This window comes from Brotaphodocola sp., assembly GCF_050873065.1.
GTDB lineage: Bacteria > Bacillota > Clostridia > Lachnospirales > Lachnospiraceae > Brotaphodocola.
The window spans coordinates 21,421-34,570 of record NZ_JBNMIC010000016.1 but is presented as its reverse complement, the minus strand read 5'-3'; the positions used below and the strand labels follow the sequence as shown (position 1 = coordinate 34,570).

At 49.4% G+C, this 13,150-nt stretch carries 14 protein-coding genes and 1 pseudogene; 14 read left to right on the top strand and 1 reads right to left on the bottom strand.

Annotated elements, in window-relative coordinates:
• Positions 1–21: 21 nt before the first annotated feature.
• The 8 genes and pseudogenes from ACR0QE_RS06240 to ACR0QE_RS06205 form a co-directional block, all read left to right on the top strand.
• A pseudogene (locus ACR0QE_RS06240) lies at positions 22–513 on the top strand (GNAT family N-acetyltransferase); the annotation flags it as partial.
• Between the two features lie 126 nt (positions 514–639).
• On the top strand, positions 640–1,125 hold the full coding sequence (locus ACR0QE_RS06235) for a DUF523 domain-containing protein (protein ID WP_432627520.1): 486 nt from the start codon (positions 640–642) through the stop codon (positions 1,123–1,125).
• Positions 1,126–1,267: 142 nt separating this feature from the next.
• The gene (locus ACR0QE_RS06230; RefSeq protein WP_432627499.1) at positions 1,268–1,726 is read left to right on the top strand and encodes an SseB family protein; all 459 of its coding nucleotides are present in this window, start codon (positions 1,268–1,270) and stop codon (positions 1,724–1,726) included.
• Between the two features lie 99 nt (positions 1,727–1,825).
• The gene (gene coaE / locus ACR0QE_RS06225) at positions 1,826–2,461 is read left to right on the top strand and encodes a dephospho-CoA kinase (RefSeq protein ID WP_432627498.1); all 636 of its coding nucleotides are present in this window, start codon (positions 1,826–1,828) and stop codon (positions 2,459–2,461) included.
• Positions 2,458–3,255, top strand: coding sequence for an MBL fold metallo-hydrolase (locus ACR0QE_RS06220; RefSeq protein ID WP_432627497.1), 798 nt, complete (start codon positions 2,458–2,460; stop codon positions 3,253–3,255). The genes coaE and ACR0QE_RS06220 overlap by 4 nt, the downstream gene beginning before the upstream one ends.
• Before the next feature lie 138 nt (positions 3,256–3,393).
• Entirely contained in the window at positions 3,394–3,666 is a 273-nt protein-coding gene (locus ACR0QE_RS06215; protein ID WP_308450648.1) for an ACT domain-containing protein, read from the top strand.
• 73 nt (positions 3,667–3,739) lie between these two features.
• Positions 3,740–5,104, top strand: coding sequence for a PFL family protein (locus ACR0QE_RS06210; protein ID WP_432627496.1), 1,365 nt, complete (start codon positions 3,740–3,742; stop codon positions 5,102–5,104).
• Between the two features lie 462 nt (positions 5,105–5,566).
• Positions 5,567–6,796, top strand: a complete 1,230-nt coding sequence (locus tag ACR0QE_RS06205) for a class I SAM-dependent methyltransferase (RefSeq protein WP_432627519.1) — start codon at positions 5,567–5,569, stop codon at positions 6,794–6,796.
• A gap of 36 nt (positions 6,797–6,832) precedes the next feature.
• On the opposite strand, the gene ACR0QE_RS06200 is transcribed toward ACR0QE_RS06205, so the two are convergent.
• Positions 6,833–8,149, bottom strand: coding sequence for a tRNA(Met) cytidine acetate ligase (locus tag ACR0QE_RS06200; protein ID WP_432627495.1), 1,317 nt, complete (start codon positions 8,147–8,149; stop codon positions 6,833–6,835).
• Positions 8,150–8,371: 222 nt separating this feature from the next.
• Between ACR0QE_RS06200 and pta the strand changes: the two genes are divergently transcribed.
• The 6 genes from pta (at position 8,372) to acpP (ending at position 13,098) form a co-directional block, all read left to right on the top strand.
• The gene (pta, locus tag ACR0QE_RS06195; protein WP_432627494.1) at positions 8,372–9,367 is read left to right on the top strand and encodes a phosphate acetyltransferase; all 996 of its coding nucleotides are present in this window, start codon (positions 8,372–8,374) and stop codon (positions 9,365–9,367) included.
• Positions 9,368–9,513: 146 nt separating this feature from the next.
• Positions 9,514–10,710: an acetate/propionate family kinase gene (locus ACR0QE_RS06190; RefSeq protein WP_432627493.1), complete on the top strand. Its 1,197-nt coding sequence runs from the start codon at positions 9,514–9,516 to the stop codon at positions 10,708–10,710.
• Between the two features lie 189 nt (positions 10,711–10,899).
• The gene (locus ACR0QE_RS06185; RefSeq protein ID WP_432627492.1) at positions 10,900–11,427 is read left to right on the top strand and encodes a YceD family protein; all 528 of its coding nucleotides are present in this window, start codon (positions 10,900–10,902) and stop codon (positions 11,425–11,427) included.
• 3 nt (positions 11,428–11,430) lie between these two features.
• The gene (rpmF, locus tag ACR0QE_RS06180) at positions 11,431–11,613 is read left to right on the top strand and encodes a 50S ribosomal protein L32 (protein WP_177976594.1); all 183 of its coding nucleotides are present in this window, start codon (positions 11,431–11,433) and stop codon (positions 11,611–11,613) included.
• Between the two features lie 195 nt (positions 11,614–11,808).
• Positions 11,809–12,819: a phosphate acyltransferase PlsX gene (gene plsX, locus ACR0QE_RS06175; protein WP_432627491.1), complete on the top strand. Its 1,011-nt coding sequence runs from the start codon at positions 11,809–11,811 to the stop codon at positions 12,817–12,819.
• A gap of 48 nt (positions 12,820–12,867) precedes the next feature.
• A complete protein-coding gene (gene acpP, locus ACR0QE_RS06170) occupies positions 12,868–13,098 on the top strand; it encodes an acyl carrier protein (protein WP_432627490.1) in 231 nt (76 codons plus the stop codon).
• Positions 13,099–13,150 lie beyond the last annotated feature (52 nt).

The window sequence follows — 13,150 nt, the reverse complement described above, 5'->3', positions numbered from 1 at the left end:
AAGGCGTAAGGAAGAAAAGCGATGAGAGATGACCAGATAACGATTCGACGGGCAGAAAAGGAAGACATGGTCCGGGTCAAGGAGCTGATGGACCGCGTAAAGCGGGGGATGGAGCACCCGGACTGGTACGTGACGGATGAGATGCCATGGCTTTTGCGTCATGTGTCGGCGGAGGGATTTACCCTCCTTGCAGAGGCCGATGACGGGGATGAGGAGACAAAAGCGCGAAGACTCGCTGCATTTTTTGTTGTGGATTTTCCGGGGGTCCGGGAACTTGCCGGAAGAAAAAGCACGCAGACGGGGGCAAATCTTGGCGTGGAGGCGGGATTTGATGAGGAGAAACGCCTGCTCGTCGCCCATATGGATTCCGTTGCGGTCGATCCAAAGTTTCGGGGGCATCATCTTCAGGGGAGGCTTGTGGAGGCGGCGGAGAGAGAACTTTCCGGACGGATGCAGAAGTTTCTGATGTGCACGGTTCATCCGGATAATCACGCGAGCCTGCACACGATGGAGAGTCACGGCTACCGGGTGATTGCGACAAAGGAAAAATACGGGGGAACGCTTCGCCACATCCTTTTAAAAGAAAAGAGCGGGACGGCCACACAATCGCTGTCCACGACTCAAAAATCGAGACCGGCTGTGCTTGTGAGTGCCTGCCTTCTTGGAGCGGAGTGCCGTTATAATGAGAAGGGTGTTCTTGATGAGAGAGTCCGGGCACTCATGGAGATCGCGGATCTGATTCCGGTCTGCCCGGAGATCTTTGGTGGTCTTCCAACACCGAGAGTTCCGGCGGAGCGCATCGGAGACCGCGTGCAGACGCGGGATGGAAGCGATGTGACGGCGCAGTATGAAAAGGGAGCGAGAGAGGCGTGGAAGCTTGCCAAACTGTTCTCCTGTTCCTGCGCGGTACTCAAAGAGCGGAGCCCCTCCTGCGGTCATGGCCGGATCTATGACGGAACGCACAGCAAAAAGCTGACGGATGGGAATGGAACGACGGCAGAAAAGCTGATGGAACACGGGATTTTGGTGTTCGGCGAATCGGAGACGGAGGCGTGCAGAAAATACATAATTTCCAAAAAATATGCGGAAATGAAAAATTTTATGGATGAGTGCTCAGATTTATGATATGATAAAGAACGATAACGATTCAGCAGGCATGGATTGTTGCACAAAAAAGCTTAAGAGAAATCATTCAGGAGAGGGAGCGCGCAAAAAAGTGCCCCCGATGAATGCAGATAAAAGTAAGAAAAGTGAGGAATTTATTGATATGAAGAAGGAATCCGCAGAGACAATCAAGAATCAGAGACTCGTAGATGCGATGCAGGAAGTACTGAAGGATGACAATGCATATACGCGCGGAAAGATGGCAGCTGCTCTGATGGAGTCGAGACTGCTTTCTCCGATTCAGCGTCAGACGATTCTGACTGAGAAGGACGGTCCGTCCGTTCGCGTCCGCTTTGAGTCCATTCAGAATGACAAGGGCGAGAAGTACTATATGGGATTTACGGATCTTGACGAGTATGAGAAGTGGAACGATGATGACCGCCACAACCAGGCGCTGATCATGACGATGGAGGACTATGGAAATATTCTGATCCGCAACTTAAATGATCTGCGCGGTTTTGTCATCAATCCGTATGGAGAGAATATCAGCATTTCCAAGGATCTGCTCTTATCTCTTCTCAAACAGCGCGAGGCAAAGAAAAACGCACACAAGGCAAACTAAGACAGACAGCAGACAGAGCAGGCACTTTGCGCAGACAGATGCGGCAGAGATTTGCAGATTGCAGGTGCACCGGCTGCGGACAGGGAGAGGAGACTAGGCATGATCATCGGAATGACCGGCGGAATCGGAGCCGGGAAGAGCAGGGTTCTCCAGATTTTAAAAGACAGGTACAAGGCTTTTGTCATTGAGGCAGATCAGGTCGCAAAGGATTTAGAGATGCCGGGACAGGAAGGATGGAGCGGTCTGGTAAAGATCTTTGGGGACAGAATTTTGTGTCCGGATGGGACGCTTGACAAGAATCTCTTTTCAAACCTGATTTTCGGGGATCCGGATGCACTTAAAAAGGTGAATGCGCTGATTCATCCGCTTGTCTGGGAACGCATCCGGCAGATGAGCGAGACAAGCCGTGCCGATCTCGTCGTTGTGGAGGCGGCACTGTTTGATGAGAACAGCCGGAAGGTCTGTGATTTTCTTGTCTGTGTGGACACAGATCCACAGATCCGGATCGAACGGCTGATGAAGAACCGTGGATATTCCAGAGAGAAATGTCTGGAGATCATGGCAAAACAGCAGGATCGCGAGTCATTTGTACAGCTGTCCGATTATGTGATTCATAACAATGGAACTCTCGAGGAGGTGGAGCGGGAAGTCGCACAGATGATGGAAAAGATTTCCGCTTCCGCTTCTGGACATGGGAGTCAGAATGGGGAAGACGGGCAGGAAGGTGTACAATGAGATTAGCGAGTATAGCAAGCGGCAGCAGCGGGAACTGTATCTATGTCGGTTCTGAGAAGACGCACATTCTTGTCGATGCCGGAATCAGCAACAAACGAATTGAGCAGGGACTCAATGAACTTGGACTTACGGGCAGTGAACTTGCAGGCGTGGTGATCACGCATGAGCACTCGGACCATGTAAAAGGGCTTGGGGTGCTGGCAAGGAAGTGCCAGATCCCGATTTACGCAACACAGGGGACCCTGGATGAGATCGCACAGATGAAAAATCTGGGGGAATATCCAAAAGAACTTTTGAATCCGGTCCAGCCGGATGTCGCTTTTCATGTGGGAGATCTCACGATCGACCCATTTTCCATAGATCACGACGCGGCGGATCCGGTTGCGTACCGGGTCAGTCATGACGGAAAGTCTGTTGCGGTGGCCACCGATATGGGACATTTTGATTCCTACGTGGCGGATCATCTCAAGGGCTTGGATGCGGTTTTGCTGGAAGCCAACCATGATGTAAAAATGTTGGAGACCGGTCCGTATCCGTATTATCTGAAACGCAGAATACTGGGGGACCGCGGTCATCTGTCAAACGAGACTGCGGGGCGGCTGCTCAGCCTGATTCTTCACGATAATCTGAAGCAGGTGTTGCTTGGCCATTTAAGCAAGGAGAACAATTATGAGGCGCTCGCCTATGAGACAGTGCGCATGGAAATCAATGAGGGGGATACGCCTTACCGGGCGGATGATTTTTCCATTGCCGTTGCGGGGCGGGACGGTCTGTCACCGATAATTCAACTGTAATTTCGGGATGGATTGTATGCAAAATGCACGTTCAGACACACTCTGGCATATGCTGAGGCATGCAGAAGATGCTGGAAACAGCTCTTTTTGTATAAAAGAAATACCACACATTTCATTTCAGAAAGGCGGAAGAGGAACATGGACAAGATTATCATTACCGTAGTAGGAAAGGACACCGTAGGAATCATCGCAAAAGTCTGCACATATCTGGCAGAGAAAAAAGTGAATATTCTGGACATCTCCCAGACGATCGTTCAGGAGTATTTCAACATGATGATGATCGCTGATATGGAGCATGCAGATGCTTCATTTGCTCAGATTTCCGAGGAACTTGAGAAACTTGGAGAAGAGATCGGCGTGAGAATCAAGTGCCAGAGAGAAGAGATCTTTACCAAGATGCATCGTATCTGATCGGATATCTGATTTGTTCGGGTATTTGATTTGTATTGTGACGAAAAAGAAAAGATGACTGAGGTGAATAGCGATGTTGAATATGTTTGAAGTAATCGAGACAAATAACATGATCGAGCACGAGAAACTCGATGTGCGCACGATCACGATGGGAATCAGCCTCCTCGACTGCTGTGATGCAAATCTGGATGAGCTGAATCGCAAGATCTATGAGAAAATCACTTCCTACGCAAAAGATCTGGTAAAGACCGGTGAGAAAATCGCGAGAGATTTCGGTGTTCCGATTGTGAACAAGAGAATCTCCGTGACCCCGATTGCGCTTGTCGGCGGATGTGCCTGCAAGACTCCGGAAGATTTTGTGACGATTGCAAAGACACTTGACCGTGTGGCAAAAGAGGTCGGCGTCAATTTCATCGGCGGATACTCTGCTCTCGTGAGCAAGGGAATGACTACGGCAGAAGAAAATCTGATCCGCTCAATTCCTCAGGCACTTGCGCAGACAGAGCGTGTGTGCAGTTCCGTCAATGTCGGTTCCACGAAAACCGGTCTGAACATGGATGCGGTTAATCTGATGGGTCAGATTGTGCGTGAGACGGCAGAGGCAACAAAGGAAAATGATTCCCTTGGATGTGCAAAACTTGTTGTATTCTGTAATGCACCGGATGACAACCCCTTCATGGCAGGTGCATTCCACGGCGTGACCGAGGCAGATGCGATCATCAATGTCGGTGTCAGCGGACCTGGTGTGGTAAAGGTGGCGCTTGAAAAGGCAAGAGGTGCAAACTTTGAGGTCCTGTGCGAGACGATCAAGAAGACAGCATTCAAGATCACCCGTGTGGGTCAGCTTGTGGCTCAGGAGGCATCAAAGCGCCTCGGTGTTCCGTTTGGAATCATTGATCTTTCGCTGGCCCCGACCCCGGCAGTCGGTGATAGTGTCGCAGAGATTCTTGAGGAGATCGGTCTTGAGCGTGTTGGTGCGCCGGGAACGACGGCAGCTCTTGCAATGCTCAACGATCAGGTTAAGAAGGGCGGCGTCATGGCATCTTCTTACGTCGGCGGACTCAGCGGTGCATTCATTCCGGTCAGTGAGGATCAGGGAATGATCGATGCGGTTTCCCTCGGAGCGCTCACAATTGAGAAACTTGAGGCGATGACCTGTGTATGCTCGGTTGGACTTGACATGATTGCAATTCCGGGAGATACTCCGGCAACGACGATTTCCGGTATCATTGCAGATGAGGCGGCAATCGGCATGATCAATCAGAAGACGACGGCAGTGCGCGTGATTCCGGTAATCGGAAAGAGTGTGGGTGATACCGTAGAGTTTGGTGGTCTGCTCGGATATGCACCGGTTATGCCAGTCAATCGCTATTCCTGTGAGAAGTTTGTGACCCGTGGCGGACGGATTCCGGCACCGATTCACAGCTTTAAGAACTAAAAGATATTTGCGATTTATTTACAAGTTACTTGTAATAACGATGGGCGGCACTCCGCCGAGGCGCGGTAAACAACGAATCATACACGATCGTGCATAATAATGTATAAATCGTGACGCTCCGCCGGCGAGATAAGTCCCGCAAACACGTTCTCACTCCGGGCTCAATGCAGCGGTGCATAAGGTTGCAGAAGACGCAACCTAAGCACCGGCATTTCGCACGGGTTTGCAGGATCTTTCTCGCCTTGCGTCGCGGATTGCCTGTTGGCCATTTATAATCGTCTACCTACTTTAGCTGTGGGGAGTGTCAATGTATATAAAAATCTAAGGTATTTTAACTGCTGGAGTGTCAGTAAAATACGAGATGTAAAGAAATAAAAGAGGAAAGTTGAGAATCTTGTATGATGAAGAATGAGATTCTCTGAGAAAATGAATATGGAAGAGACTATAAAGAAGAAAGTTGGGATCGCACCGGAGTCGGTGGAAAAGATCCGTTCGCTGGTGGATGAGTTCGCCAATGAACATTTGAAACATCTTATAGTCAGCAATCCGGTGAACCGGGAGGGTGTGCAGAAAGTGCGCATCCGCCCGGTTCTTTTAAAGGGAGAGCTGACGATGCAGGCGGAAGAGTTTATCGGAACGCAGGCATTTCACAAAAATTTAAAACCGGGAGAGCTTGCCGAATATCTGATAGGCCTCTTTTCGGGTGTGCTTAGGCAGGCACAGGTGAGTTCCGCTCTCGGTGAGGCGACGGTACTTGTGAGCAAGAGCGGGACGGTGACCGTAAAGATTCGCCGAAACAGTACGGCAAAGCAGTCGTATGCGCAGATTCAGCCGAACTCATCAGGTTCATCAGAAAAACAGATGAATCTGGGCGGAAATCCTTTGAATGCAGTTCTCGATCATAACCGCAAGAAGCGTTACCTGCTTCCAGAGGGTGTGCCGGTTCCATTTCTCGTTGATCTCGGCGTGATGACAGAGAAGGGTGCGATTGTGAAGAGCCGTTATGACAAGTTCCGCCAGATCAATCGCTTTCTGGAATTTATCGAAGATATTCTTCCGGAACTCTCAAAAGAGCGCGAGAACACGATCATTGATTTTGGATGTGGCAAATCCTATCTGACGTTTGCGATGTACTATTATCTCCATGAGGTACAGGGATATCCGATCCGTGTGATTGGTCTGGACTTAAAGAAGACGGTAATTGAACACTGCAATCAGCTTGCAGAGCGCTATGGATACGATAAGCTCAAGTTCCTCTGCGGGGATATCGCCTCTTACGAGGGTGTCAATCAGGTCGATATGGTAGTAACACTGCACGCATGCGACACAGCGACGGATTTTGCACTCGCCAAAGCAATGCGCTGGGGAGCAAAAGTAATTCTCTCTGTTCCATGCTGCCAGCATGAGCTTAACCGCCAGATGAAGAATGAACTTTTAAAGCCGGTGCTCGGATATGGTCTGATCAAGGAGAGAATGGCAGCGCTCTATACCGATGCCCTGCGTGCGGAACTTCTGGAAAATCAGGGATACCGGACCCAGATTCTGGAGTTCATCGATATGGAGCATACGCCGAAGAATATTCTGATTCGTGCGGTGCGAAGCGGAAGAAAGAAAAACAACCGCGCAGAAATCGAAGCAATCTGTGAGGAATTTTCCTTAAAGCCAACGCTTGCACAGCTCTTGTGGGAGTAGAGTAATAAAAATGGTATCAGCGTATGCTTTTACAAATTACGGAAGCAGAACGATCGAGCGCGTATACTCATTCTTCATCCGTCGCCCTTTCTGGAATACGACAGACTGATAGAGATGAGATGCAAACAGCTCTTCCCGTAACATCTGCACGCCATCTTCACTCAATTTAGCCTCTGCACCGGCGATCTTTGTGAGAATCGGTATGGAGGAGTTTGCCTTGAGCTTTGAGAGAAGCGGGGAGGCGGATTTGCGGAAGCCGAGAATCCGGGCGTATGGAAGGCGCTCGGATTTTTTGCGTTGTTTTCCACGCTCTTCATATGGAAGTTGAGCGGTTGAGACGTCTGCTGCTTCCACCGGGGATTTTGCTTCCGACTCGATACCGAGCAAAAGATGAAGCAGAGCACGGCTGATTCGGGTGTAAGTGAGCTGACGGCTTTTCAGGGCAGCGATGCGGCCTGAAAAAGAGTCAAAGTTCAGGATGGAAGCGCCAAGGCGGGAGGCAAGCTCCGGGGAGAGATCCGCAAATTGTTCAAACGGGACCTGATTTTTGGATAATTCAAGGATTCTGCTGTTTAGAAGCAGGGAAAAATCATCCACAAAGACCGGAGTCAGGAGCGCCTGTTCCTGTCTCAGTGCTTCAAGTGCGGAGGCAGGAATCCAGGGGGAGAGCTTCTTAAAAAGCTCTTCCGGGGAGCGACGCTTGCTGTTTTCGCAGATCAGGGCGCGGAGAGCGGAGGCGGAGGGAAACGAGCCGAGAGATTCCGGGTTGGTTGCATCGTTGTAGTGCTGACCTTCCCTGCGGATCGTGAATGGTTCTATGGTGCTGCCTGTCCGAATTAGGGCCTTGAGATACTCCACGCCTAAAATATCGTTGGGAGAGGAGAGGGAACATTCTGCCCCTAAAGAGGCGCGCAGTGCAAGCTCTCTTGCGAGTGGAAAGGAATTTCCCTCCTTTAAAAATTTTTTGAGACTCTGGACATAGGTCTCCGGTTCTGTGGCGAGGACATCGGCAAGTCTTTTTAAGTCGTCTAGGGAGCCACTCTCGCTCCCGAAACAGAGAAGATCGATGATACCGGTCTGGTCGAAGAGGGAGACTGCGCCCTGCGCAAAGAGCTCGGCGCTTGCAGTCGCAAAGGGGACCGGAAGTTCAAAGACAAGGTCAGCTCCGGCTGCGAGTGCCATGTGCGTTCTGGTGTATTTGTCAAAGATTGCCGGTTCTCCGCGCTGGACAAAATCTCCGCTCATGACGACGACGACATAGTCGGATCCTGTCTGTTTTCGCACCTCCTCGATCTGGTAGAGATGACCATTGTGAAACGGATTGTACTCCGCAATAATTCCTGCTGTTCTCATAAGAAAAATCCTTTCTGCATATAGGGTTTTCCCTATTATAGCGTTTGTTTTTTTTGCTGTAAATCCCTCATCTGCCCCGTTGACGAAAGATGAGGATTGGGATAAAATGGAAGTACGAGAAAAAAAACATTTTTTTTCGAAAAAACATCTTGTATACAAAAAACAGGTGTTATATAATAGTATCAAAAGCAAACGCTAAACAAATGAAAGGGGTATTGCACCATGGCATTTATTGATGTAATCAAAGAAAAAGCAAAAGCTGACAAGAAGACCATCGTTCTCCCGGAGTCTATGGACAGAAGAACCTTTGAGGCTGCTGAGAAGATTCTGAAAGAGGGTCTGGCAAACTTAATCATTATCGGTACACCGGAAGAGGTTGAGGCTAACAGCAAGGGCCTGGATATCTCCGGAGCAACCATCATCAACCCGTTCACCTATGAGAAGACTCAGGAGTATGTAGACCTGTTCGTAGAGCTTCGTAAGAAGAAAGGTCTTACCCCGGAGGAAGCAAAAGAGATCATGCTGAAGGACTACGCTTACTATGGCTGTCTGATGATCAAGAACGGCGACGCTGACGGTATGGTATCTGGTGCTTGCCATTCTACCGCAAACACTTTAAGACCGTGCCTGCAGATCATCAAGACCAAGCCGGGCACCAAGCTGGTATCTGCATTCTTCCTGATGGAAGTTCCGAACTGCGAGTACGGCGAGAACGGTACCTTCGTATTCTCTGACTGCGGTCTGAACCAGAACCCGACTGCTGATGAGTTAGCTGCAATCGCTCTGAGCTCTGCAGAGAGCTTCAAGATGCTGGTTGGCAAGGAGCCGAAGGTTGCTATGCTGTCCTACTCCACCAAGGGAAGTGCAAAGCATGACGATGTAACCAAGGTACAGGAAGCTACCAGAATCGCAAAAGAGGCAGCTCCGGAGCTTCAGCTCGACGGCGAGATGCAGCTTGATGCAGCACTGGTTGAGTCCGTTGGCGCTTCCAAGGCACCGGGCAGCACCGTTGCAGGTCACGCAAACGTTCTGATCTTCCCGAACCTGGATGCAGGTAACATCGGTTACAAGCTGGTTCAGAGACTGGCAAAGGCAGAGGCTTACGGCCCGATGTGCCAGGGTATTGCAAAGCCGGTTAACGATCTGTCCAGAGGATGCTCTGCTGACGATATCGTAGGCGTTGTAGCAATCACCGCTGTACAGGCTCAGATGAACTAATTAAAACGATTAGAGAAATCTTTGAGCTGAATCAAAAATGTTTGATCCCACGATCATCATGCATTATTAGCGTTTAAAAGTTGTGTGCTCCCGAAGTCAGCTTGGATTTCGGGGGCACATGAAGGAAAAAATAGGAGAATATAGAAATGAAGATTTTAGTCATCAACTGCGGAAGTTCTTCCCTGAAATATCAGCTGATCGATATGACCGATGAGAGCGTAATCGCAAAGGGATTATGCGAGAGAATCGGTATTGAGGGTTCTAAGCTGACTCATCAGCCGGCTGGCAAAGACAAGTATGTCGTAGAGAATCCGATGCCGGATCATACCGTAGCAATTCAGATGGTTATGGATGCTCTGCAGGATCCGGAGCACGGCGTAATCAAGAGCACCGACGAGATCTCCGCAATCGGTCACCGCGTTCTGCATGCAGGTACCGTTTACAGCGAGTCCTGCGTAGTGGACGAGGATGTAAAGCGCGTTGTTCGTGAGTGCTTCGACTTAGGACCGCTGCACAACCCGGCAAACCTGATGGGTATCGAGGCTTGTGAGAAGGCAATGCCAGGCAAGAAGAACGTAGCTGTATGGGATACCGCTTTCGGTATGGCTATGCCGGAGAAGGCATATATGTATGCAATCCCGCATGAGTACTATGAGAAGTACAGCATCCGCAGATATGGCTTCCACGGAACCAGCCATATGTTCGTATCCGGCGAGGCAATCAAGTTCGGCGGACTGGATCCGAAGACTGCAAAGGTTATCGTTTGCCACTTAGGAAACGGTGCAAGTATCTCTGCTTCCATCGGTGGTAAGTGTGTGGACACCAGCATGGGTCTGACTCCTCTTGAGGGTCTGATCATGGGAACCAGAAGTGGTGATATCGACCCGACCGTTGTTCAGTTCATCTGCAACAAGGAAGGCAAGAGCGTTGACGAGGTTCTCAACATCCTGAACAAGAAGTCCGGCGTACTCGGCATGAGCGGCGGCGTTTCCAGCGATTTCCGTGATATCGAGACCGCAGCGAAGGAAGGCAATCACCTTGCAGAGGTTGCTCTCGAGGCATTTGTTTACCGCGTAGCAAAATACATCGGTGCTTACACCGCAGCAATGAACGGCGTAGATGCAATCGCATTTACCGCAGGTGTTGGTGAGAACGATAAGGCAACCAGAAAGAACGTATGTGAGTATCTTGGTTACCTCGGCGTTAAGATCGACGATGAGGCAAACGATGTAAGAGGAAAGAACAGAGTGATTTCCGCTGCTGATTCCAAGGTAAAGGTAATGCTGATCCCGACCAACGAGGAGTTAGCAATCGCACGTGAGACCAAGCGTCTGACCGAGTAATCAACAGAACTCCTGACAGAATTGCAGAGTGGTTTTGGAAGACGGCGGTGATCCGAAGCAGATGAGACTTTGGGGTGACCGCCGTTGTTTCCCGCATTTTGCGGAAAAATTTAGAAAAAGATAAAACTTTTTATTGACAAAGCAAGACCATATATGTATAATGTTTAAGGTGCGTATTAGGAGATTAATATGCTGATTAATTTAACAGAGCTGTTTACCAGAGATGGAAAAGAGAAAAGCTATACATGCGAGATTGACATGGATGGTCTTCAGACCAGAGATGGAGTATATCCCATCGTGTCAAAAGAGCCTGTGTCTCTTCATATTCGGAATCTCGGAGATCGCAAGCTGATGCTTGAGGGTCAGGCAAAGGTGACTTTGCAGATCCCATGCGACCGGTGCCTGGAGCCGGTGGATTGTCCTTTCGATCTTACCCTTGAGGACGAGCTGGATATGAGCAAGACAGAGGAAGAGCGTGCCGCTGATCTCAACGAGCAGCCCTATGTAAGCGGTTATAATCTGGATGTAAACCGGTTGCTCAGTAACGAGCTATTGCTGAATCTGCCTATGAAGGTATTGTGCAGGGAAGACTGCAAAGGGATTTGCAATAGATGTGGTGCGAACCGGAATCACACGGCTTGCTCCTGTGACCAGAGTTCGCCAGACCCAAGAATGTCAGTAATCCAGGATTTATTTCAAAAGTTTAAGGAGGTGTAAACCATGTCTATCTGCCCAAAGAATAAAACTTCCAAAGCAAGACGCGACAAGCGTAGAGCTAACTGGAAAATGAGCGCTGTAAATTTAGTAAAGTGCAGCAAGTGTGGCGCGCTGATGATGCCTCATCGTGTGTGCAAGGCTTGTGGGTCTTACAATAAGAAAGAGATCGTTAAGGTTGAGGACTAATTCCTGAATCAATTTGCGAACTCCATGCGAATGAATATCAGAAGACTTTCGGATTTTGTCCGGAAGTCTTTTTTTGTCCCCAAAACTCCAATTTTGCTCTTCAAAAAATTTGGAGAAATTCATGTTGATTTATAAAATATAATCTAGTATAGTAATTAAGGAATGGAAAGACAAAAGCCGGAAAGGAGAATCGGCATGATTAAGGTAGCAGTAGACGCGATGGGCGGAGACAATGCCCCTGGCGAGATCATAAAAGGTGCTGTGGACGCGGTGGGTCGCAGAAGTGACATTCAGGTTTTGCTGACTGGCCGTAAGGAAGTTCTTGAGGCGGAACTGAATAAGTTTTCGTATCCGAAGGAGCAGATTCAGATTGTTCCGGCATCGGAAGTGATTGAGACCGGAGAACCGCCGGTAAATGCGATCCGCAAGAAGAAGGATTCCTCGATTGTGGTTGGCATGAATCTGGTAAAGAACGGGCAGGCTGACGCTTTTGTGTCTGCGGGAAGCTCAGGAGCGATTCTTGTGGGCGGACAGGTCATTGTCGGCAGAATCAAGGGAGTGGAGAGACCGCCGTTCGGTGCATTGATTCCGACGGAGAAGGGCGTTTCCCTCCTGCTTGACAGCGGAGCCAATGTGGATGCAAGACCGTCCCACCTGCTTCAGTTTGCTCGGATGGGTTCGATCTACATGGAACATGTAGTGGGAATTGCACATCCGAGAGTCGGCATTGTGAATGTCGGAGTCGAGGAGGAGAAGGGCAATGCGCTTGTGAAAGAGACATTTCCTCTCCTGAAAGAGTGCTCAGACATCAACTTTACCGGAAGCATTGAGGCGCGGGAGATTCCGCATGGCGGGGCAGACGTCATTGTCTGTGAGGCGTTCACGGGAAATGTGATCCTGAAACTTTATGAGGGAACGGCATCGACTCTGATGCATATTGTGAAGAAGGGAATGATGAGTTCTCTTCGAAGCAAGATTGGAGCGCTGTTAGTGAAGCCTGCGCTCAAGGAGACGCTCAAGTCATTTGATGCGACCCAGTACGGCGGAGCACCGCTTCTGGGACTCAAGGGACTCGTTGTGAAGACACACGGAAGTGCAAAGGCAGTGGAAGTGAGCAACTCCATCATCCAGTGTGTGACCTTCAAGGAACAGAAGATCAACGAGAAGATTCAGGAAAGCCTGAAGACGGAAAAACAGGATAGTTAAAAAAGAAAACAAAAAAAGAAAAAGAAATAGGAAGAGGAGAGAAAAGATATGGAATTCGAGAAGCTGCAGAACATCATCGCGGAGGTTATGAACGTAAGCGCAGACGAGATCAGCATGGATACTACCTTTGTGGAGGATCTGGGCGCAGACTCTCTGGATATTTTCCAGATCATCATGGGTATCGAGGAGGAGTTTGATATCGAGATCCCGACTGAGGCAGCAGAGCAGATCGTAAGCGTTGCAGATGCTGTTGACCAGATCAAGAGCGTTCTGAACTAATTAAAAGTGCGAGAAAACAAAAGGGGCTGTCGGAAATGTCCGTGCGCCCCTT

Bases quoted from the DNA above. Each gene is read 5' to 3' on its own strand.
- plsX (WP_432627491.1), top strand. From the start codon at position 11,809: ATGATTAAGGTAGCAGTAGACGCGATGGGCGGAGACAATGCCCCTGGC.
- coaE (WP_432627498.1), top strand. From the start codon at position 1,826: ATGATCATCGGAATGACCGGCGGAATCGGAGCCGGGAAGAGCAGGGTT.
- ACR0QE_RS06190 (WP_432627493.1), top strand. From the start codon at position 9,514: ATGAAGATTTTAGTCATCAACTGCGGAAGTTCTTCCCTGAAATATCAG.
- ACR0QE_RS06230 (WP_432627499.1), top strand. From the start codon at position 1,268: ATGAAGAAGGAATCCGCAGAGACAATCAAGAATCAGAGACTCGTAGAT.
- rpmF (WP_177976594.1), top strand. From the start codon at position 11,431: ATGTCTATCTGCCCAAAGAATAAAACTTCCAAAGCAAGACGCGACAAG.
- ACR0QE_RS06220 (WP_432627497.1), top strand. From the start codon at position 2,458: ATGAGATTAGCGAGTATAGCAAGCGGCAGCAGCGGGAACTGTATCTAT.
- ACR0QE_RS06200 (WP_432627495.1), bottom strand. From the start codon at position 8,149: ATGAGAACAGCAGGAATTATTGCGGAGTACAATCCGTTTCACAATGGT.
- pta (WP_432627494.1), top strand. From the start codon at position 8,372: ATGGCATTTATTGATGTAATCAAAGAAAAAGCAAAAGCTGACAAGAAG.
- ACR0QE_RS06215 (WP_308450648.1), top strand. From the start codon at position 3,394: ATGGACAAGATTATCATTACCGTAGTAGGAAAGGACACCGTAGGAATC.
- ACR0QE_RS06210 (WP_432627496.1), top strand. From the start codon at position 3,740: ATGTTGAATATGTTTGAAGTAATCGAGACAAATAACATGATCGAGCAC.
- ACR0QE_RS06185 (WP_432627492.1), top strand. From the start codon at position 10,900: ATGCTGATTAATTTAACAGAGCTGTTTACCAGAGATGGAAAAGAGAAA.
- acpP (WP_432627490.1), top strand. From the start codon at position 12,868: ATGGAATTCGAGAAGCTGCAGAACATCATCGCGGAGGTTATGAACGTA.